Annotated in this window: 24 protein-coding genes; all 24 read right to left on the reverse strand. The window is 43.0% G+C overall.

Features of this window, described 5'->3' with window-relative positions:
* Positions 1-7: 7 nt before the first annotated feature.
* Positions 8-1,141 carry a hypothetical protein gene (locus EV210_RS00685; RefSeq protein WP_132074031.1) on the reverse strand — a complete coding sequence of 378 codons (1,134 nt, stop codon included), beginning with the start codon at positions 1,139-1,141 and terminating at the stop codon, positions 8-10.
* A 15-nt stretch (positions 1,142-1,156) separates the two neighbouring features.
* On the reverse strand, positions 1,157-1,741 hold the full coding sequence (locus EV210_RS00690) for a hypothetical protein (protein WP_132074034.1): 585 nt from the start codon (positions 1,739-1,741) through the stop codon (positions 1,157-1,159).
* Between the two features lies 1 nt (position 1,742).
* Positions 1,743-2,426 carry a hypothetical protein gene (locus EV210_RS00695; protein WP_165898737.1) on the reverse strand — a complete coding sequence of 228 codons (684 nt, stop codon included), beginning with the start codon at positions 2,424-2,426 and terminating at the stop codon, positions 1,743-1,745.
* Positions 2,416-2,724, reverse strand: a complete 309-nt coding sequence (locus EV210_RS00700; RefSeq protein ID WP_132074040.1) for a hypothetical protein — start codon at positions 2,722-2,724, stop codon at positions 2,416-2,418. Before EV210_RS00700 ends, EV210_RS00695 begins: the two co-directional genes overlap by 11 nt.
* Positions 2,725-2,788: 64 nt before the next feature.
* The gene (locus EV210_RS00705; protein ID WP_132074043.1) at positions 2,789-3,451 is read right to left on the reverse strand and encodes a hypothetical protein; all 663 of its coding nucleotides are present in this window, start codon (positions 3,449-3,451) and stop codon (positions 2,789-2,791) included.
* A 306-nt stretch (positions 3,452-3,757) separates the two neighbouring features.
* Positions 3,758-5,797 (reverse strand): hypothetical protein, encoded by a 2,040-nt coding sequence (locus EV210_RS00710; protein ID WP_132074046.1) that lies wholly within the window; start codon positions 5,795-5,797, stop codon positions 3,758-3,760.
* A 1-nt stretch (position 5,798) separates the two neighbouring features.
* Positions 5,799-7,244 carry a hypothetical protein gene (locus tag EV210_RS00715; protein ID WP_132074049.1) on the reverse strand — a complete coding sequence of 482 codons (1,446 nt, stop codon included), beginning with the start codon at positions 7,242-7,244 and terminating at the stop codon, positions 5,799-5,801.
* A complete protein-coding gene (locus EV210_RS00720) occupies positions 7,237-7,974 on the reverse strand; it encodes a hypothetical protein (RefSeq protein ID WP_132074052.1) in 738 nt (245 codons plus the stop codon). The genes EV210_RS00715 and EV210_RS00720 overlap by 8 nt, the downstream gene beginning before the upstream one ends.
* Positions 7,971-8,219, reverse strand: coding sequence for a hypothetical protein (locus tag EV210_RS00725; RefSeq protein WP_132074055.1), 249 nt, complete (start codon positions 8,217-8,219; stop codon positions 7,971-7,973). Before EV210_RS00725 ends, EV210_RS00720 begins: the two co-directional genes overlap by 4 nt.
* Complete coding sequence (locus EV210_RS00730; protein WP_132074058.1) at positions 8,216-12,808, reverse strand: tail fiber domain-containing protein; 4,593 nt, start codon at positions 12,806-12,808, stop codon at positions 8,216-8,218. The genes EV210_RS00725 and EV210_RS00730 overlap by 4 nt, the downstream gene beginning before the upstream one ends.
* Positions 12,808-13,227 (reverse strand): hypothetical protein, encoded by a 420-nt coding sequence (locus EV210_RS00735; protein ID WP_132074061.1) that lies wholly within the window; start codon positions 13,225-13,227, stop codon positions 12,808-12,810. The genes EV210_RS00730 and EV210_RS00735 overlap by 1 nt, the downstream gene beginning before the upstream one ends.
* Before the next feature lie 58 nt (positions 13,228-13,285).
* Positions 13,286-14,278: a N4-gp56 family major capsid protein gene (locus tag EV210_RS00740; RefSeq protein ID WP_132074064.1), complete on the reverse strand. Its 993-nt coding sequence runs from the start codon at positions 14,276-14,278 to the stop codon at positions 13,286-13,288.
* 68 nt (positions 14,279-14,346) lie between these two features.
* Positions 14,347-15,555 (reverse strand): hypothetical protein, encoded by a 1,209-nt coding sequence (locus EV210_RS00745; protein WP_132074066.1) that lies wholly within the window; start codon positions 15,553-15,555, stop codon positions 14,347-14,349.
* Positions 15,556-15,690: 135 nt separating this feature from the next.
* Positions 15,691-15,876 carry a hypothetical protein gene (locus EV210_RS22420; protein WP_165898738.1) on the reverse strand — a complete coding sequence of 62 codons (186 nt, stop codon included), beginning with the start codon at positions 15,874-15,876 and terminating at the stop codon, positions 15,691-15,693.
* 73 nt (positions 15,877-15,949) lie between these two features.
* Positions 15,950-16,459 (reverse strand): hypothetical protein, encoded by a 510-nt coding sequence (locus EV210_RS00755; RefSeq protein WP_132074072.1) that lies wholly within the window; start codon positions 16,457-16,459, stop codon positions 15,950-15,952.
* A 47-nt stretch (positions 16,460-16,506) separates the two neighbouring features.
* A complete protein-coding gene (locus tag EV210_RS00760; RefSeq protein ID WP_132074075.1) occupies positions 16,507-18,735 on the reverse strand; it encodes a portal protein in 2,229 nt (742 codons plus the stop codon).
* Positions 18,732-19,133, reverse strand: a complete 402-nt coding sequence (locus EV210_RS00765; RefSeq protein WP_132074078.1) for a hypothetical protein — start codon at positions 19,131-19,133, stop codon at positions 18,732-18,734. Before EV210_RS00765 ends, EV210_RS00760 begins: the two co-directional genes overlap by 4 nt.
* 36 nt (positions 19,134-19,169) lie before the next feature.
* Positions 19,170-19,430 carry a stage V sporulation protein S gene (locus tag EV210_RS00770; RefSeq protein WP_132074081.1) on the reverse strand — a complete coding sequence of 87 codons (261 nt, stop codon included), beginning with the start codon at positions 19,428-19,430 and terminating at the stop codon, positions 19,170-19,172.
* Between the two features lie 56 nt (positions 19,431-19,486).
* On the reverse strand, positions 19,487-19,708 hold the full coding sequence (locus EV210_RS00775) for a hypothetical protein (RefSeq protein ID WP_132074084.1): 222 nt from the start codon (positions 19,706-19,708) through the stop codon (positions 19,487-19,489).
* Entirely contained in the window at positions 19,709-20,089 is a 381-nt protein-coding gene (locus tag EV210_RS00780) for a Gp49 family protein (protein WP_132074086.1), read from the reverse strand. It abuts the gene before it with no gap.
* Between the two features lie 14 nt (positions 20,090-20,103).
* Positions 20,104-20,613, reverse strand: a complete 510-nt coding sequence (locus EV210_RS00785) for an ATP-binding protein (protein ID WP_165898739.1) — start codon at positions 20,611-20,613, stop codon at positions 20,104-20,106.
* Positions 20,614-20,633: 20 nt separating this feature from the next.
* On the reverse strand, positions 20,634-21,017 hold the full coding sequence (locus tag EV210_RS00790) for an Acb2/Tad1 domain-containing protein (protein ID WP_132074092.1): 384 nt from the start codon (positions 21,015-21,017) through the stop codon (positions 20,634-20,636).
* 200 nt (positions 21,018-21,217) lie between these two features.
* Positions 21,218-21,358 carry a DUF6011 domain-containing protein gene (locus EV210_RS22425; protein ID WP_165898740.1) on the reverse strand — a complete coding sequence of 47 codons (141 nt, stop codon included), beginning with the start codon at positions 21,356-21,358 and terminating at the stop codon, positions 21,218-21,220.
* Positions 21,339-21,830, reverse strand: a complete 492-nt coding sequence (locus EV210_RS00795; RefSeq protein WP_132074095.1) for a hypothetical protein — start codon at positions 21,828-21,830, stop codon at positions 21,339-21,341. Before EV210_RS00795 ends, EV210_RS22425 begins: the two co-directional genes overlap by 20 nt.
* Positions 21,831-21,906 lie beyond the last annotated feature (76 nt).

The raw sequence follows: 21,906 nt of genomic DNA on the forward strand, positions 1-21,906 counted from the left end.
GTACCCCCTAACGATTCTTTGCCTGCCATCCATCCCCAGAGGTGCTACTCACATACGAATTAGGCAACCCTCTGCGTTCAGATTCCATCAATATATACGCAATGTGATTTTCGGCAGCTTCAGTGCCTAACGCTTTCTTAAAAAAGTTTTCATATGCTTCCAAGTTCTCGCGTATCTCACCCGCATCATTCATGCTCGCTATACTTGCCAACATTGTCTTAGCGGTATCAACATCTTTCGGGTTAGTGCTTGGGCCAGTATAATATTTTTCTTCGCTGTTAGAACCAGATCCCTTGCCTGATTTGCCAGAACTACCCGCACTAGGGGTCTGTTTTCGTAATAACCCATACTGCCCATTAATATTAGCCGTATCAATTCTGCCTTTATATCCCATATCGGCAGTATATTTATTGGTAGGATCTATACCTTTGCCGAATTGCTGCATGGAAACTTTGCCATACGGACCACCTTTCTTATCATACATTGTTTGTACTACTCGATCGCCAAGATCATCTTCTTTTATGGCATAATCTCCAATACCTGCCTTGTAAATATCAGGTAATTCTTTTGTATTACCGGTAAGAGCCATATACTCAACGAGTGCGTTATTCCGTGAATTATAGTCAGGTGAACCTTGATATTTTGTCAAAAAGCCATTCAGTAAATATGCCTGCCTTGCTTGATCTTGTTTTGCATTAAAATCACCGGCCATCGTACCCGCGAGCTTATAAGCCTGGTCGGGCGACATTCCTGCTTTTGCTCCCGTGGTTGCTATAGAAAGGATATCAGCAGCACTGAGTTTTTGCGGATTTATTTCTGCATTACGTTTTTGCGTTGTATATTGATTTCGCGCCTGTTGCGATTGCTGCGCAACAGCCTTTTGTTCACCAGCGTTATCATCCCCCAAGATTGCAGTCATTCCATCATCCAATGAGGGAACATTTCCAATGTAGGTATTATCTATAGCTGCAGATTGCTCTTGCTGTTGCTTTTGAATGCCCTGTTCTTTGGCATTATAAGCAGCCAGAAGCTGGTTCATCCCTTCTCTTTCTCTTTTTTGAGCTCCTTGATGAGCCAAATAACTCCCTATTAAACCGCCGATTTCTCCCCAACGATTATCTGCAGGTATAAGAATAGCCATGTTTCATCCTCCTTCCTACCACTGTGGCTTTTTAAAGCCACCTGATGCCCACCCGCTTAATGCAGAACCTAATAAACCACTACTCCCCTGCGTAACTGCAGTTTGAGCAGGCTGACTCATACTTTGCCTAAATCCTAACCAATTATCGTACAGGCCACTTCCCAGAGCAGTATTGCCTTGACCCATGCTATATAGGCTTTGTGCATTTTGTGCCTGCTGATTCAGAACCGACTGCAGATTATCCATTACCCAATTATTAGCATCTGTACCGGCCTGTGCTAATGCATTTTGTGTCATGGAATTTGCCCCAAGATTTCGAAAGGCCATATTATTAGCAATTGATCCGACTTGCTTATTGTAGTTATCCAAGCTTAGGCGCTGCAGATTAGCTGCGACATCACCATTTACTTGCCCATTAGCGGTTTGCGACATTAAGTCCGTCCCTTGATTGATCAAACCGCTTGCTGACCCTAGAAGCCCTGAAGCAACTCCCGTAAGCTGCTCTCGCATAGCTTTCTCATAGTCGGTTTCAGGTTGAATTTGTGCAGCTACGCTTTTAACCTTCGGGCTTGACCCGAATAGTCCACTTAAGAGTCCCATGTTATCCCTCCTGTTCAATACTGACTGAAATAGACTCAATGTAGCATGAGTTATGGTCCTTTGACGTGCATTTAGCCCATATACAAAGCCCTACCGTGTGAGGCCCAGCATCTACCGTATAGGCTTTTTCATCGGCTATTAACTCATTGGTATAGGTAACAGTACCTGTTTTACCGTAAGAAGCATACTCCCTAATCATGTAAGGTGTGTTATCAATATGTAGGCCTATTTTGGTATAAACCTGATCGGCCCACCCACCGCCTGTATCGGTATGGCCGGTGAGTCTTAGCGTGATAAGTAAGGGTTTGTCTTTGTCCTGCGATACAAAGGGGATACTGCCGAAGTAATAATATTTTCCCGGTACGCTCCCGCTAAGGTTGTACAGATAGGCATTAGATTCGATATCCTGCGAGGCATCGAATGGTGAGTACTCTGTTTTAGCCTTGTAGATCGTATTGTCTTGCCCCCTAAAGGTTAACGCCGAAGCAAAATAGCTGTTTAGATTCTTTGTTACTGGCAAATAGACCGGATTACCGGCTACATCTTTTAGTTCAATGAAATTCCCATCCGCAATATCGTCAGTAGAGGTATACAGTTTGTGAACAGTAGTCACAGCACCTAACGTATCATCTATCCTACGGGTATAAAGCTTATAATCACTCACTGCCATATTATCACTTCGCAATCCATATATTGCCGCCAACGTCAGATGTAGGTATGTTCCAGGCTGTTCCCTCGGTATCGTTTGTAAGTCTGATGCTACCATTAAGCAAGGGAAGATTATTTGCTGTTCCGTCTGCGTGCTTGCCGTCAACAGTATCTACATCACCATGCTGAATTAAAATAGCGACCTGCTGTTCGAAGTTAGACAGATCGCCGTAAGCTTTTGCAAATTCGAGTATGAATTTTTCAGCAGCCTGCTTGACTGTATCGCCGTTTGGCCCTGGTCTTGTGTCTACCGGAAATCCAGTACCATAGGTCATTTAATCTCCACCTCCATTCAATATAAAAGAGAACTAAGAATTACCTTAGTCCTCGATAGTGTATCTATAATCCAGTTACGTCTAGGATTAAATAATTGTAAAAAGCGTGTTTATACTGGGCTATATAGGCGTGATACGATGTGATTCTTGTATAATAGGAGTTTATTGTTCCTGCACTAAAACTAAACACTTGGATATAGACCGTGTCACCTGCATAATGAGGCATAACATAGCTAGTGCAAACTCCAGGCAAAATAGCATAAGTTTTTTCTGGGGGAATGCTATGAGAAGCAATTCCCCTCCCATTATAATCCTCGCCATAGTGTGTAGTGCTTAAACTATCATATCCAGAGTTTGCCAATACTACATTCATATACCCTTTCCCTGCTGAAAAAACCGGGACTCCACTTGGATCATACACAGTAAATAGTCCGTTGTCAGTAGAGGGGTATCCGAACACATAGTAGTATATAGTTCCGTTGCCAATAAATCTATATTCAGTTGCAGTGGAGGTTGCTATCGGTGTTCCTGCAAGGTAGGCTGAATTATAAGTGTATACGTTTGCCCAACTACCAGGAGCAGCACGTATAGCTATTACTTCATCTGGCCCAACTGTAACCGCTCCTCCACTTGTAGTAGTTCCTACGCTAATAAGCTGTAAGTTCTTATAAAGACCATCAATCTGTATAATCCCATCGTTATTAAAAACCTGCAATCCGTAATTCATATCAGTACACCCCGTAAGTTACGATGTAAGGAACATTATGAGTTGATATTCCTGAAGCATTTGTTACAGAAAAAGTCCATGATAATGTTTCTCCTTGAAAGCTTACAACACACTGTCTACAGTAATCCCTAACACTGCTACTTGGAATCTGTGTAAAATACCACGGATTTCCCATTAAAAGATTGACATCTACTAAGCTGCCAGGAGAAGTACCTGTATTGAACCTTCCAAGTACCCTAGTTATTCTTCCAGTCACATCTAGAATAACATTCCCGTTTGCATCGAAGCATTGCAATCCCTGTGGCATCACCACACCCCCATTCTTACCCGTATTACATTATTCTCATCATACACTATGATCAAATTATCTTTTATCTCTATCCTCGCCCCTGTAGTAGCAGTACGCAGCGTTCCTATAACCCCGCCCGAGAGAGCTCCGAGATTACTGGCTGTAAGCTTCCCGGTTATATCAAGATTGCCAGAAATGACTGTATTTCCATCAATCTCAATCATCCGGCCTTTTAACTTAACCCCAGCAGGACTTAAATTAATCCGCGAAACAATAATCTCACCAGTTAAATCATCGTTGCCTTGCGACACAAGATCTATTTGATCCTTTAAAGCGGTAATTGCTGAGTATGCACAGTTTTCTGGGGATTTTTCTAATTCTGTAACGATTGCGGATATACTGTTGTTGGTTATTTGAAGATCTGCAGTACTAGCTTTTGAAGCTACTGTTGTTTGAATGCTATCTGCCTTTTGGTTTACGGCCGATATCTGTCCGGCTTGATTACTAACCGTAGAGGTTAAGCCTTCAATACTTACCCTTAAATTCGCTAAGTTTGGCATCTTATTAGAGGGTGCCGTCGGCGATTGAGTAACAGCCAAATTTATCTGATCAGGTAATTGGTCAATTCGTGTAGCCTGCTGTGACACCTTGCCATCAGCATCAGCTTTGTTCGCCACGACTGTTTGATGTATTCCATTGACATCAATTTCAACCGCTGCAAGCCGTGTTGTCAGAGGGTTAATTTGAGTAGTTGCTATGTCATTTTTAGCGGATGTGACTGCTGCAGTTATCTGCCCGGGTACTGCATTAATCTGACTGTTCAGTGTGGATACTTTCCCGTCAGCATCCGTTTTGTTTGCCGAAACAGTAGCCTGTATAGCATCCGTAGTTTGTTTAATTTTCGTAAACGAGATGTAAGGCTGCGTAACATTTGTGAATGGATCAGTATTTAAGTTGGTCACAACAGAAGAAATCTGACCAGCCGTCTGCGTAATTTGACTAGCCTGCTGAGATAACTTGCCATCCGTATCGGTTTTATTGGCCGAGACAGTTGAAGCTATACTATCAGCTTGCTGCTTCAGGCTTGAAATCGCAGTATACTGACTAGCTGCACCGGGAGCCTGGTTGAGTTTACCAACTACAGCCGTAATGCTATCAGCGTTTTGGGTAATAGAAGAAGATTGCTGCTGAAACTTATTGTCAGCATCTGACTTGTTTGCAGATACGATTGATGCGATACCATCCGTGGTTTGTTTGATCTTAGTGAAAGATACGTAGCCAGGCTGATCTTTGTCCAGCTCAGCTACAACAGAAGAAATCTCGCCTGCCGTCTGAGTTAGCTGGCTGGTGAGATTTGTTATTTTACCATCAGCATCTGACTTGTTTGCAGATACGATTGTAGATATTGAATCTGCTGTTTGCTTTAAGCTTGAAATCGCAATATATTGGTCTTCTGCTCCCGGGGCTTGATTGAGTTTGCCGACAACAGAAGAAATGTTATTGGCCGTTTGTGTAATTAATGATCTGTTTTCACCGTCAGCTTGTGCTAATTCATTAACTTTATCATTGAACGTGGCATGACTAACTTTCGCCTGATCCAGTGCTGCAATTGCTTGATTAACACCCTCTTGCATGTTTGGAAGATCGACATTTTTGACCTCATCAATCTCCCCTCTCAGAATATCTTCAGCCTCAGCAATCGCATTTCGGATACTAGGGATATCGACGTTTTTGACTTCATCGATCGTACTATTAATACTGGCTTCGACTGCCGCAATAGTCTCTCGAATTTCAGTATCAATATTGACGGCTAACTCCTGCTGTGATATCAACAATTCAGTGATGTAATCGTTTAAAGCCTTAATTCGCTGCTCAATAAACTCATTTACCTTTCTTATAGCCTCGTTCATTGCTGCAATTCTCTTTTTTTGCTCATCAGACAATACATTTTCGAATTGTGTTAGTGTTTTCGCATTAGCATCCAGAATACGATTCAGTTGTTCAAAGTTCCTCTCCAAACTCTCCGGGGTAACTCGTGTATCTAGTCGCTGAGCCATACTACACCTCCACCAATTCTAGTTTTATATTGTTTAGCGAAAAAGCACCTTTGGTGGACGTAATTTTAATAGAAAATTCCTTTATACGATAAGTCTGCCGTTTTGCCTCTGGAGTAAGTCTTGTGAGTGTCCATAAAGGATACTCGGCATCAGCTAAATATTCGTTACAGTCTGCAACATATGGGCTGTAAGATGCATATCTAATAGGTAATTCCAAATCACCTATTAGAACCTTTGCATCTACGTCACCCCGGGCATCGATAGAAGCCGCTATTCGCTTAATAAGAAACTCATCTAAGGTGGTGTACAGTTTGCCTTCCACATCAACTTGAATTAAATTACCGTCTACTTCCGTGTCTGCGTTTTCGTCCATCCGGTAAATGGTATCACCGGCCAAGACGTAAACCGTATTACCAACAAGGCAAACATCTGAAATAGGAACGCTAAACTTACGTACCGTAAAAGCCCCCGAAAAATAATGAAAGAGATAGGTTGTCCCCATCTCATCAGCACGAATCCATATTTGTTTTTTAGGCTGTACATCCCATAACTTAGCATTTTGGCTGACACCTTGCAACAGGAGTTGGTTGACAGCAGCGCCTACCTCACTTGATCGAAGGGTCCCGTATTCGCCACTATTAAAGGCAATGGCACTAAATCCATCTTTGCCAACATAGTACAAGCCATTACCGGCGAATATCACACCGTTTTGCCCTACTGTATATACTCCGCTAGGTCCATCATAAGCTTGCCAATAATAATCACCCGTGAGCCTGAATGTCTTCCCTGAACGCTTTACAACGACGATATTGCCAAATAGCTCTTTGACCGCAACAATACCGCCTCCGTCTTGGTATCCTATTTCTGCATACCATGCGTCCTGTTCATTGTCGGTTTTGAAGTTCCAGTTTTCAATGTCACCGGTTCCGCACCAGTTGATGATGTCACTTCCAGTATTACAAATACCTAATCTACCAGACCTAACGTAGCACATATCGGCTATAGGAGAAGCAGTAGCCTCCTTGAAGTTATTCTCATAGTCGATATATTGTACTCTACTACCAGATACAACAGCTGTATACGAACCGTAGACGGCATAGCTCGGGCGTTTAATACTGTTTAGCGAACCAGTTAAGACAGGCACTGTTTTAGGCGTTAGGTTGCCATTTAAGCGATAAAGACTACGACCACAATTAGTTAGAAAATAATTATCTTTATAATTGTAAAACAGGGTGTCGGCATTTGCCGGCAGCTTTATTATCGGCACTAAACCGTCCACAACCTTTAGCTTCCCGGAAACATAATCGAGTTCAACGTTCATAGCCTTTTGTAACATGTTCGGCAAGAACTTATTTGATACTGGCGCAATATCTAATCTCAAACCACCTGAATAATCATCTATCGAAAGGGGTTGCACATTAGCATGTTTAGATGAGCGTTTAGGCACTACCTATCACCCCGATTGCCTGTAGAGATTGAGCTAATAGTGCCTCATCTTGTGTAATGTCATACTCATCACGATTGAGCGCAATGATAGCAGTTTTCTGAATTAGCACGCCATCATATATTGGCTTAAATACAGAATACGTGGGCAGGTAAACATCCACTTCATTTACGGTTATATGCGAACGGTTCGCAAAGTATTGAAATTCAAATGCTTCAGAGTCATCTAAGATACGAAAAGTGTTACCATTTCTTTTTATCGGATATAACCCACACGCTTTGATAAAGTCATTAGGAATATTCATCCCGTCCGTTATAATAATTTCTTTCATCATTTCCTTATCGCCGTTTTGGATAAGCTGTAAACTCAACCAGTCTATAGCATTGTTAAGAAATCCTACTAAATCGCTTGTTTCAAATTCAATACCATCTTTATCTGAAATTAATGCTCGTATACGCTTAATAATCTCACCATTAGGAGTTGCAGTAGTGTCACCAATAAATGTTTCAGAGGCCTCAATCACATATCGCCAAGGCCCAGTAGCAATTATGCTAATCAAATTAAATGGAGAGAAATTTCCCTCAAACTGTTCTAGCCCAAGCACTTTAATTATTTGGCCATTCACCGACACAGTTAATTCAGTTGCTCCGTCATTGATAATATTTACACGGGTGGCATACTGTTGCAGCGCCTTTGTATGATTACCAGTACCGCTATTGCTGCTGATAATCATAATAAACTCCACAGCGCTACTTTTGCGCAATATAAAACGCCGCCTGCAATAGTGCAAGCAGCGTCTTTCCATTCGGGCGTGCCAGTTTTGGTTTTATAGTCATACACCTCTTTACCTATGCCAGTTAACATTGCCGCAAACAGTCCAATATCCCCCGGAAACAGCGAGGCAATAAAATACCCGCCTAATAAGTGTATAAGCTTATCAGGCGGGATCTTCTTTAGCAACTGTATTAACTTATTCACAGACTCAATTCCTCCTTTTGCTGTTGTCTTTCCAGCCTCTCCACTTTAGCCGATAACTCTTGGACAGCTTTAATAAGTGGTGCTATAAACTCTTCATAGCGCAATCCATAGTTCCCTTGCTCGTCAACCGTAAATATTCCTACGTCCTTGCCGTTTAATGCTTCCTCTACCTCTTGAGCAATAAGGCCAGCATGTGTTCTTACGCCAGGCAATGGTATTACGACTTCTTTATATACGGGACGTTCTTCAGTAACAGCAGGAATCATTACGTCTTCCGTTACAACCGCAGAAACTAATCGCTGCTCTACTACGGCTTCTTTCTCTAAGATAGTTTCAGTTACGGCTTCAGTGATTAGATTGCCCTCTTCATCGTATTCTGCCGGAATAATTTCAATAGTGCTGTAGATTGCGGGAGATACTTCTACCGTCTCATATATGGCTGGAGAAACTTCCTGTATCTCAGTACGCTCTGGTTCAATTTCTACTGTTTCTACTCCGCATTGTTCTGAAGCCACTTCATTCTGCCTTACTTTGTATTTAAACTCTACAGGGCGAAGGGAATTGATGAAGTCTAAGCCTAAATCTAAATCGGTAATATCCTTTTTGGCGTTGCGATCTGAGGTATTGATAGTGGCTGAAACAGCGTAAATTTGACTCCATCTAGCACCAGATGTACCCAAAGTGAGGGAATTATCTGTATATGGCCTTGCACTACCTGAATCTACAACAAATTTTGATGATACTGCCCCAGATGAGCGTGTAAGAAAAACTAAGGCCCCTGACTCTGCTCCTGCGGTATAGCCAGTTGTTGTAGCATATATTCCTGCGTATTGTACATCGCTTGCGCTAACATCATTTCCTCCATAGAAAGCAAGGTACCCTAGTGTAGAATTCGCAGTAAATATAGACGATCTTCGAAAGTTTAACGTAGGATTACCAGATGAATTATTGATAGCAGTAGTATTAATAAACACAGGATTTTCTATTGTAGCAAGTGTTTTTACCGTAGGAGTAACTATATTAGTAATGCTAGATTCATCAGTTATTACAGATATATTCCATCCTGCTCCGTAAGATGCTACGTTGCTGTTTCCTATAAACGCTTCTACCACTATTTTGATGTTATCCCATGCCGTGGTAGCCGTGCCAAGTAAAATGCAACATTTACCCGCAACAGAATCGTATCCAAACCTTACAGAACTAAAAGGGCAGTTAGGGTGTAGTGTGGCAGCGGTCAATATCCAATTACCTGATCCTTGGGTGTAGCCTGACACGGTCGCATCCCAATGACTAACATTTGTTCCAGCAGAACTCCAACCTTCAATACTCAATACCAGAGTAGTAGATAGCCAAGATGTAGGTAACATTATTTTAACTGTTCCTGTAGTGGTACCAGAAAGATGATAGGCCGTTACATCCCGATACTTATACACTGTTCCGTTTGCCAAAGAATTAGAGGAATTTAATTTGGTATTTATCGCCGCATCAACAATATCTTTCGTATAAGCATCCAGAATCCCATAATCAGCTAATGTCTTAGGATGTTGATTAGCTGTAGCTCCTACAAGATCAACAGGATTAATCTTAAAGTAAGCTATCTTTTGTTCTGTGGAGTCTAAGGCAAAATTACGTTGGCGAGTAGGAACAGGGTTATCAATAGCAAAGGTATCTACAGCATACAGATACTTGTCGAGTTGTTCATAGGTTACAGTGTAGATTGCGGTAGTATCATAATTAGATTGTGCTGTATAATATTCCAAGGTATCTGACGCGTGTGTATTCCATGTTATATCTACTATCCCGTTTTTAAAACACGCGAGGTACAACTTAGGTCTATAGGCTAATAAAGAACCTAATCCAGAGGAATTTATATAATATGCAGAAGAGTATAGTTTAGGATTAGATTTTTCCCTCCACACTACCCCATTTCTCTGCTCTATCTGCGTTACTCCCTGTGGAATATTTATTACACTACCTGCGCTCATTATTGGCTTAGTTGGATCGTTATTATAGTAATTTATGTGATACACAGGAGTAGCAAGTTTATAATGCAAAACATACGGTGTATATCCAGAATAACTTGCTGTAGGTAGAGTAGAAGTTATTCCGGTTCCATCAGTTATCTTCTTCCAGTATTTCGTGCCAGATACATAAGTACCACCATCGGAAGCACACATTTTCCAGCCATAAAAATAAGCTTTTATTTCGGCGATAGTAGGGGTAAATGAGCTATTCCATCCAGAATCGATATCATAGACAGAAATGCCTAATTCTATATCAGTGTGGATACGGCTCATATCTCCTGCATTCCAAGTGTTTCCAAGCTGGGTGGTGTGAGTCAGTGGTTTTCCATCATATTTTACAACAACCTCAGAGTCGGTTATAAATTTTGTTGAAACATGCATTAACACTCGTTTAGCCCCTGTATAACTAACATCTACTCCGGCTATTGATGATGAGTTCTCAGGTAGCTGTACATTCTTCTTCCACACCTCTTTATACACAGAAGTATTAGGAGTTAGCCATACGCTTTCTCCATCGGCTATTTGCATAGGTGTATGAGCATATGATTTTACTTGTGGTTCAAAGGCTGTAGCGGTAGAGCCTAATTCTAACTGGGGATTAGTAAAGGTGAATGTTCCTGATGTCGTAGTATCATTTGTAATAAATACTGAAGCTGATACAAAGTCTGTAGGTGTTGTAAACGGTAGGCTACTATAGGTATTTACCAATGTAAAATAATTGGAGCTTCCATCTGCTTTTACAGTTTGAACAACAAAACGAGAGTTTCCCCCTGTTGCGGTTCCACTTAGAACATAATTAGTGTTCGGCTTTAGTGAAACGGGAACACGTGATACTTGGGAAATTGTGGTCGCATTCAAAGTTAAGTTATATGCACTATTCACAACGGCGTTAGCATGTAAAGTCCACTCTCCAGAATTAAACGCAGGAATCAAGTTTTTCCCTATCTGGGTAACTAAAACATCCTTCTTAAACTGTACTGAATCTACATAGGGATATTTAGCTGCTACTTGATCTGCAGTCATAGAATCAATAGCATTGAACTCTGCTTGAGATATTTCGTATAGCCTTGCTCCGTCGAAGTAAAAAGTATTGGTGTTTGGTGTAGCTTGTGCAGTATAAAACTGGACCATAGTAGCATCAATAGTTGGATTCAATTTGCGACATATTGTAGACCAGGAGGAGGATATTTGATGAGCAGCAAATGTAAGTCCCCCGGAATCCGATCCAAATCTTGTGTAGCATACAGTCGCATTAGGGCTTTTCACATTAGCTAGTAAGACATAATATTTACTAGCTGATATAGCGTAGTTTTTGGCAATCGAAGTATAAGACCCATTTCCAGAGCCAACTAGTTTTTGACTTTTTGTACCTATGTATGCGTCAGTATCTAATGCTGTAGTAGACCAATGCGCTGTAGAACCCAAGCCCCACCCATCTGCCATTCCGTTTCCGTCAGTATCTACTTCAAAATTCCCATCCTTACCAAGCAAATTGACCAAAGTACGGCCTTTAATCTCTACGCCTAATTCTCCTTGTTCTGCACCAATTTGAGTAGCGGCAAATCCATTATAATTCGCTAATTCATCAACTGCATTTTGTACATTTACAGACTTAACAATACTTCCTGGCGCATTGGTAATATTCATTGCGGCATGGGCCGTAGTGCTGTTTAAGTGGTTATTGGTTACTACGTCAAGTGCAGCTTTAGTGTAGGCATCAGTAATACCATACCCGTCCAGTGTTGTAGGCGTACTGGTTATAGTACTCCACGCCTGGTTATGGGCCGCCGGGGTGAAGGAACTCGGCACGTTAGCCAATACTGCCCACGGAAATTTTCCATTTGCATCTAAGCGCAGCACCTTATTAGCAGCAGCAGATGCAACCACATCCGAAGCATTAAGCTTAGTACCAACAAGATTCAGCATTGTAGACGCGAAATTAGGATCGTCGTTGATAGCATTAGCTAATTCATTAATGGTGTTCAATGTTTCGGGAGCACTATTCACAAGAGCCGCGACTGCCGCTGCTATATTGGCATCTGTTTGTGGCTTAGTGTAGGCATCGGTTATCCCATACCCGGCCAAAGTTGCCGCAAGGCTTGCCTTAGCAGCAAGCAAATTTGTCATCTCAGTTTTTGTGTAAGCGTTCGATATGCCGTACCCTGCCAATGTAGTTGGCTTATCCGATACCCCAGTAACAAAACTGTGCGTGCCGGTAGCAATATGTGTTGCTAAGTTAACCTGCACAGCATTCGCTTTGGCCTGAGCTCCAGTCGGAGTTTCCGCTCCGACCTGAGCAGCCGTCACCATATGCGGATTATCCGTGCGTTCAGTATGATTTGTTAAATTTGCCTGTACAACATTGACTTTGGCTTGGGCCCCGGACGGGGTTTCTGCACCTACCTGACTTGCAGTAACAGCATGCGGGTTATCCACTCTTGCCGAATGTTCATCTATGTGAGATTTTACATTCTCAATTTCATCATTGATTTTTTTGCTACTCCACAAGGAGGTTAAAGTTGTCAAGGCATCGTCAATAAAAGCGGGAAGCTTATTCCAGTTCATTAACCAGATTCACCTACCTCTTCATCATCTTCAATTTCATCATTATATCTGAGGTTCCAACAATCTGCCTGCATGATTTTTTCCTTTTTAAACGTGCCGGCCAGGCTAATCACTTTACTTTTCCAATACGATTTTGCCTCTTCTTTAGTAGCATAATCGCCAGCAGACAACAATATAAGACTATGATCAATGATAAGACTATCAAAATCATCTGGCCATCCAGTCTCATCTGACTCCTTTAACTTAACAGCATCCGGAATAGGAAAGGTCATCTGTTTATAATAAAGCTTCACCACTTGCCGCAGTTCGCTAATTGTCTCATTTATTGCATCCATTACTTCATACGCACTATATTTTGCAGCATCCATATCTCTAAGCTTCAATCGTACTTTAATTACTAGTGTTTTAATTATAGACATGTTTTCACCACCTATATAGCAAATAGGCCAGGGCTTTAAACCCTGGCCATTTTCATTACTAGTCAGCTTTGTTACCGGTAAGCACATGGATAACTGCAAAGTCTTCAGAATCAAACTTAGATTTTGCAATACCAAAAATAGAGCCAACTTCAAATCCAGTCTTGTTTTTGTAGTCGAATGTTTCTTCATTCCACTCTTGTTCGCCGCCGACAGCAAAGGCACCGGCCTGAGCACCAAGCAGCATAGCATGTCCTACATTCGCTCCGGAGGCACCAGTCGTAGTTACCAGCACGCTCTCATGTGCATAAATAATTACGCCATCATAGATACCCTCAGATCCGGATAGAATGGGGTTGTCTTCGCCGCGGACATTTGCATTTTCTTGCGCGGCAATCCAAACAGGATCATTACGAAGATCGCGCAGTTGCTCCAATGTAATGAGCATGATATACGCTTTTTTACCATTAACTTTTAATGGCCGAATTTTAGGAAGTACATGCGTCGTGTTATAAACAACGCGTTTGGATGCTGAACGTTTTGCTTTAGAAATAACAGCTGTGCTGAATTTATCTGCATCAGTAATGGCATTCTCAGCCGTTACACTGCCAGCATAAATAGTCCGACGAGCCGAAGGGCTTGCAGCCAATGCAGCAAAAATCATGCTGTCAATCTTTTCGGTATACCAGTCTTTCAGTGCATCTTTCGCTTCTGCACGTAAATTCTTCGCCGTTCGCTTTTCTTCCATCTTGCCTTTCAGTTTTACTGCATGACGAAGCTGCTTAATCTGCACAGAGAAGTCATAGTATTGCATAGCTTCTTCATTACCTTCAAGCATATCATCATCTTCTACGCCAGCACCTAAGAGCGGCATGCGCAGGGAAATGGTGATTTGGTCACCAGCTTCTTTCTTCAATTCTTCCTTAATTTGAATTAAGGAATCAGACGTTTTGCCCATAAAGTTAGCGAAAAAGCTTTCTTTAATTGCTGCCGTCCAGGTATCTTTTGCCCACGCTTTCTCTCGAAGCGCCGCAGGAATTACAGTTTCAGCCATATTAACATCCTCCGTTAAATACAAATTTGGTAATAAAAAATGCACCACGCGGAGGAATCAAAGATTGGTTATCCACCAAGCAGCATATCGCGATACTCGGACGGTATTTTATCCCAATCAGTCTCTTGGAGCATTCGCTCTAAGTCGGCCACAGACGGACCGGCTTGCAAATTACCACCATTGACTTGATTCACTCTGGGGTGCTTCTCAATTTCATTTAATTTTTGTTCAAGACTCATTGCTTGTGGTTGCGCCGGGACCGTAACCGGTGCGGTTGTAGTGGTCGCTGGCGAAGGTGCTGCAGGTGCCGGGGCGGGTGCAGCAGTCGTTTGTTGAGTCGGTGCAGATTCGGTTGTAGCCGACTCAGTAGCCTTTGCCTTTTGTTCGGCTTCCCACATCAGTTTGGAATTGTTCCAAAGAGTTTGCACAGCCATAACATCTGACATCGTACCCGTACCACTGCTTGCCTTTTCAAAGGCTTGTGTAAAGGATTGCTGCAGCGCTGGCGGCATCTTGGCGACTTGATTAACCATGTAATTCCAAACATCGTTATATTCAGGCTTTGCAGTTTCCCTTGTGGCAAATTCCTGATAGGTATTTACAACTAATTGACGTTCACTTTGCAAACGATTTGCCTCAGCCATAACATTGCTATGCAACTCGTTAACCAGGATCGATATTTCTGCATTGTCATCTTCATTGCCGTAAATATCAGGTTCTCTGCCGTTTTCTTCTTTAAATCGTTCTTTTGCAGCTTGGATCAATTGCTTACGATAGTTACTAGATTGTTGCTTTGAATCTTCTGTAACCGGTTGCTGCTGCCCGGGCGTTTGTTGCCCACTTAAAGGAGTCTGCACCGGCTGTTGTGATGGAAGAACTTGCGGCTGTTGAACTCTCGCAGCTTTTAATTCCTGAAGTTCGGCTTCCAATGCTGCTAACTTCTTATCGTTTTCCTGGCGCTTACGTCTTTCATCGTGAAGCGCAGCCAATGGGACCATTTTGTCTTTATCATCGCCAGTATCCGTACTCTGCGTGGTAACGGGAGCAGAGGCCCCGGTGGATTCCGGCGCTTTTACCTCAGGTTGAGTGGTCTGAACATTGGTTTCAGTTAACGTAGTGGCAGCAGGCGCAGCCACATTTGACTGTTTGTCTTCAGGTTGTTTGGTTTCCGTTTTTGTTGAAGATTTCAACTCTGCAGCTTCTTGCATAATTTCAAGTGCTATTTCCCTTGAGATACCTTCCAATTCTTCAGGTATTACTACATCATCATTAGGCATATTTCAAATCCTCCTTGCGCCCATAACGTCGGCGGCACGAAATTCCCGCTTAAAGATATTGGCTTAGTCACGGGGTATACTAAGCCATGTCGTTGCTGTAACGCCGCTACTATCGCATAATAAAAAGAGACTAACTTATTTGTCAGTCTCTTCAATCGCCACTTCTTCGTTTGTTTCTGTTTCAACCGCTTCAGCCAGTGAGCAATATCTCACAGCAATAAGGTTAAACTTATCGCACATCTCAATGGTTTTTTCCACCTGTCCAAGCAATGGATGATCTACCGCGCTGCCTTTTGCCAGGCGTTCAGTAATGAATGTCAAGGCTGTACCGCAATCGCGGATAGCTTTGAACCGCGAAGCATCAATATCTGCTAAACATTCGTTTACTTCTTCATTATTTGGCGTTGCTTGCTCCTTCAGTTGATTCTCCAGCTGTATCGGTTCCGGTTGTAGATCCTGTTTGCCCTCCAGCCTCGGCTTCTCGCTGTTTCCGCGCCGCCGATTCTTTACCGGTGTTTTTTCCTGACCGTTTTGTTTCAACACTATTCACTCCTTCTTCACCACTTAACGTAATACTACCGGGACCCATTCCCCCAGTAGGCAGTCCAAAAGGTTCAATCGCCACCATTTGGCGAGGTTCGGCATCTTTATCAATATGAACGAAGGGCACAAAACATAGTGCCTGTGACAAGGCATAGCTGCCGTCAAAATTACGCTGTTGCGTCTCCGTCTGAACGAGACAACCTCCCGGAAGATTCATAACTTTAGTCGTTTTCATAAACCCTTGCTCATCGCTAGATGCTTTTGCCAGCAATGTAAACGGATTTGCAGCACCGTATAGTTGCAAATCTCGAATCACTGAACCGGCTTGATTGACCGTAGATGAGTTAAGCACTCTGTCCAATTCGAATCACTCCTGCAATAAAAATAACGGCTATTCGCCGTCAATACTTACATACCTATTTGGGCCGCGCTTAGCATTTCCCTGACGGCCGGCTGAGTCATGGTTTGTGGGTTGGGACGCTGCTGCACCTGTTGCGGCACCTGCGGTTGGCTTCCACCGGCAGCACTACTTACCTGCACGGCAGCATCATGGAACATCTGGATGACTTGCTCAGGGGGTATTCCTTGAATCATTTGCCCGACCTGAGCCTGTATTTCTGGCGGCATCTGTCCAAATAACATTTTAATCGCCCCATACAATTCTTGCGGCCCCATCTGGCTTATGGCCATTATCACTTGAGGCGGCAACTGCTGAAGAACAGGAACAAACGGATTCTGTTGCTGTATAGGTAATTCAATGCCGATCCTAGCAAGCATTTGAGCCTGCGCTTCCGGAGGAATGTCCTTTATGTTGATATTCCCAGTTAGCTTAATTGGAGTTTGTTGGCCAGCCTCTTGTTGAGCTTGCTGCCTTTCCATCCAGCGCTTCTTAATTTCTTCCCGATTCGGAATATCGGACATATCAATCAGCATGTCAAATACCATATCACCAGGTATACCAAGCTTAGATATAGCATCAACAAGCGCCCAGAATTGGCTTTGGCGCTGTGTAGCAGTGCTTGGCGTATCAGACACAACAATATCAAACTCGCCTACACTCAGGTCATTGAGCGTCTTATGTATGACACCCAATATAGGATCTTCTACTTGGACCCTTTGATTGATCGTAATGAAATCCTGTTCGCCATTATCCCCCACGATTCTAAACGTTTTCTCATCCGTATAGTACTGTTGCACTAACCCCTTCTTGCCACGCTTGCCCCACATAATGAACAGTATCTGCTGTTTTGCACGGCGAAGATTATCAAAGAGCGCTCCAATATGAGTAACAGCCTGTCTCTGCCGGAGCTCGATCGCCTTGCCGCTTGCCGATTGCGAGATATCAGTACCAAGCATTCCTTCATTAATGCCCGATATATCCCGTATATCCTGCACAGCTTCCTGCTCAGCTTGAAACAGCCCCACCGGTGGATTCGGAGGATTAATACGCTGCAGCTTAGTCATCATCCCCGGCTTCGTTTCGATCATGACACCAGGCATAGAGCCGAATTTGCGGACGTTCGATTTTTGTTTAGCATCGAAAACGCCCTCTTCATGAATCCAGCCACTATTAGCCTGAGTACCGAGTATATGTAGGGATTGACTACGGCGCTTATTTACTTCTCGCTGTGGGTCCTTAATATCACGAACAACACCGGCCGGAATATCACCCTCACCAAGATAATAAGCAATAAAGGGAACATACGGAAACATGCCATGCTCATAAGGAGATTCCTTTTCTTCAAGAACATGCTCACCTATAAACACGGTGCAATAAGTCTTTGTAATCGGCAAGCTCACCGGCCGTTTTACCTGACCGGAAACAAAATGATCAACCGTGATCTCTTCCTTTTTGAGCAAACTTTCTTTCCCATCGATCACGACTAAGTAGTATTGCTGAGATTCAGTACGCCGCCCCCAGCGTTCAACCAGCCTCAGTTTATGCGTGTTCTTTTGGTACCATAACGGTTCCAAGCCCACTAATGTAATATCTTCAGCCCGGTCATACTCATTCGTCGTAAAGTCAATGATATCGGCATGCTGCGGGTATACAGCTTTGAGCTCGTCTTTGTCTGCCCATTTACACCGGAAAAGAAATTTAGCGTCGGAATAATCCGGCGCCACAGATTCAGGATCTGGATATATATCCATAGGGGAAACACGCTTTATCTTGATATCACCATCAAGCGAAGCATAATCCCAGTCATAACATACCTCGAACCAGCCACGCCCGCAAATCGAACCATCAAGGAATACGGCCGACTCAACACTGGCATAATCGCACTGGTCCATAATGTACTTGGTGACACCCTTGCGCACTGAACATAGATCAATGTCATTCTTAGTTCTCGGCAAAAACTCCGGTTCAAACCGGTTCAGCCTTTGATAACCAGAAAGCAAATTGATGAGCGGCTTTATCCGGTTAATCGTCAGCGTCGGCCTGCCTTGTTCATTAAGGATTTGCCGATCTCGATCATCCCACTGTTTGCCGCAGAAAAACTCAATGTCTTCTCTGGCCTCAACTCGCCAGTCTCTATCCTTATCGACACTCGCTCTAAATTCGTCGCGGTATCGCATAAATTCCGGGCTATGGTCACTTTCTACTGTATCTTCCATAGGAACAGCAAACAAACTCAACCACCTCCACCTTTACGATTATTGGACCGCAAATACTCCTGAACCAGTTCAGGATTTACAATGCTATGCTTACTGACCTCCTGCACTTCGTTATCAGAAGCCGCAGGATCGTACTTGCTTTGTATGAAAAGGTCAAGAAGTGTTTTGTACTTATAGGTGGGATGGTCCGGCAGTTTCCATGGTGATGTGAAATGCACCAAGCCATCAGATTGAACGGATGTTTGTGCAGCAGGATCTCCAGCCTGTTGCGCTTTATAGAATCCACGGTAATCGTAATGATGGTCTGGGCTATCAGGGTTAGGATCAAGTTGAAAGCCAGTCTTTATCGCAATACCATTGATAGTATCACCGTACCATTTCCTAAAAGCCTGTTCTTCTTCCGGATTTAACGTTACCACCCAGACCACCACCCACAAAATAAAATAAACGGCCTATTAGCCGTTTTTAACCGTAAAGCGAATTGCAGACCTTTCTTCGCCGTCAATTTCCGTGTTAGCAAAACCCGGGATACACACCAAGTCAACTCCTTGCGGCGCTAAAAAACCTCGCGCAATGGCAATTGCTTTGACCGCCTGGTTTACTGCACCAGCACCGATTCCTTGCACCACTGCCTTTCCTTGCCCACGCACTGCACCAGCAATTGCACCAGCTACTTTACCAGGTACTGAATTAGACGATACTTTAATCAATTCCATGTTTGTTTCACTCCTTAATTTGCGTTTAAAATATAAACCATCTTTGACGGTCTATTTCATGAAAGAAAACCTATTTTGTTTAACAGCTTAGGCTCCAGTACACAAACAACATTTACATTTTTCATTTCAAAGCCGGTTTTGCCCTCACAATCCCTAAGCTCAATGAGGCCATCAATTTTATTAATAAACTTGTCATATACCGCTTTAGCCTCTTCATCTTTTACATTGGTAAAATACAGTACATGTCCGCTTATTAAATTAACCTCTAAATCTTTCATTTACCGACTAGCCGGATGCTGGCACTGCAAATGATAACCTTCTAACTTCCAAATTTGACTGGCAGCATCTTCCCTTGCATATGTCTTGCCAATCGCCATATCGAAGTTGGCCGGATCAACACAACTGCCGGTACCGACGATTTCAAAACCATTCTTAAGGGTTAACAAGCACACGACTGTTTTCTTCCCCATTTTGATATACTCTTCAGATACAATGGCCTTGTCGATATCTTCCTGAGTTAAACTTACTTTGCTTGCATTTAAACTTACGGCAGCGGCTGGACCATTTGGCCACGTATGACCGCAGCTGCCGCAGATATTATTTCCATTAGGCCTTCTTTCGGTAGATACCCTAACACCCTGGCACTTTGGACATTTCATAGTAATTCCTCCTGTCACTTTAAAAACAACCGCAAATGTTTTTCTACATCCTCAGACGAAAACATAATTCCCTCATCAGAAGTTGGTACTTGCAATTGCTTCTCCATCCGATTAATAATTTTTTCATCCAGCCGTGAAATGGCTCGATTCCTTTCGCGGCAAACGTCTCCCGTCGTATCAACATTATAAATAACCAGAGTCTTACCAAACTCCCAGGCTATGTGCCGCCACATCTTACGCCGTTCAACAGTAGTATTAGTTGCATCAATAATGACTGTGTATCCTTGTTTTAGTAGTGTTCTGGCCATGATCTGGGCTGTAGCCCACACAAACGGTTCAGCTAAATCAATAAACTGATTACCATGCATAGCTAACCTGATCGTGTCTGGACAAACAACCGCAACTTTGGCCGTAAAGCGTGAGCATTTTTCGACTAGTGTACTTTTCCCGCTTAACGGTAATCCCACTGTGATAATTAAGTCACCATGATGCAAAGGGTTTCGTGTGTTTCCATCATTTTGCATATTCATCACCCTTTATTGCGTTATACCTTATTCATTCCCTCTACTCCGCGATTCTCACGGCCAATTGTACGTTTGCGCAACCACAACAAAGCCTCTTCCAGTTTAGTAATGGCTACTGCGTTATCCCGGCAGGCAAACGGCCCCTTCTGGTAATGTTCCAGTCGGCAGATGATCATTGCAATCAAATCCTCATGGTTGACACCATTAACTCCACGTTCTTTAATAGGACCTTCTTGGAAGTGAATCTCCGCTAACGGAGTACCTGAACCATCCTTATTGCTTGCAATTACAGTAAAACAATGGGGTGCTCCAAACTGCATCAATTCCGTAGGTTCGTGATAAACCTCAGTGTATTTGCTCGTAAGCAGGTCATGTTGCAGTTTAACATGCTTTTCTTCAGACATTCATTTTCGCTCCTTTGTTGAAATATAATAACCGCCCTAATATTGGAGCGGCTTAATGTTGTTTAACCCTTTGAGGACAATTTGCTACCTTAGGGCTCCTATTCACTTTGCACACATGATTATTATCCGGCCATCTTTCTAAGCCGGAATTAGGAGCATACCTTGCACATTGCTCCCTAGTACAACATAACTCCCGACGTTTACCCATCTGCAGCTTGCTCACTTGCCTTACGCTCAGCAGCTTTCTTTGCGCACACCGGGCCAAGCCCTTCTTCTTTCGACTTTTGTGTCTTCAGCTTCCGGCTGCACATGCCGCAACGCTCATGTAGGATCGGATTCAACTTTCTTCACCTTCTCTTTTTGCGTTATATACCGAACGCCACCCTTAGGTACGCTTGTCTGGTAGCCATTATCGCCTTTTAAAACATAGCAATCAGAATAATCTTCAACACTTTTGCAATCAAAATCAGTTACATTGTTATCATGCCAGCAGACCCGAACTGTTAAAATTGGCCTATCGCCAACTTCCCGATATGTTTTTGCATAGATACCAGGCTTAATAGCATAACGTTCACCTTCTACTCCGGTAATGATATGGTCATCTGGACTAATAAAAATAGGCCCCTCACGCGTTGCAATATACGGACGAAAACATTTACATCCCCCGCACCCCTGGTTTTCCTGCCGAGAACACCCACTAAGATCAACACCAAACTCACTATAACAACCTTCTTCTGGCTTAAAACCATCCTCCATCCCCAGTTGATAAAGTTCTGCATCCACTTCAACCGGAATTTTGAAAACCTTTGGCACGAACAACCACTTCCTTTTGCATATTTATACTAATGAATTTTTACTACGTCGGGAATTTTGATACTTTTATGCACCA

This window comes from Anaerospora hongkongensis, from assembly GCF_004339805.1.
Taxonomy (GTDB): domain Bacteria; phylum Bacillota; class Negativicutes; order Sporomusales; family DSM-15969; genus Anaerospora; species Anaerospora hongkongensis.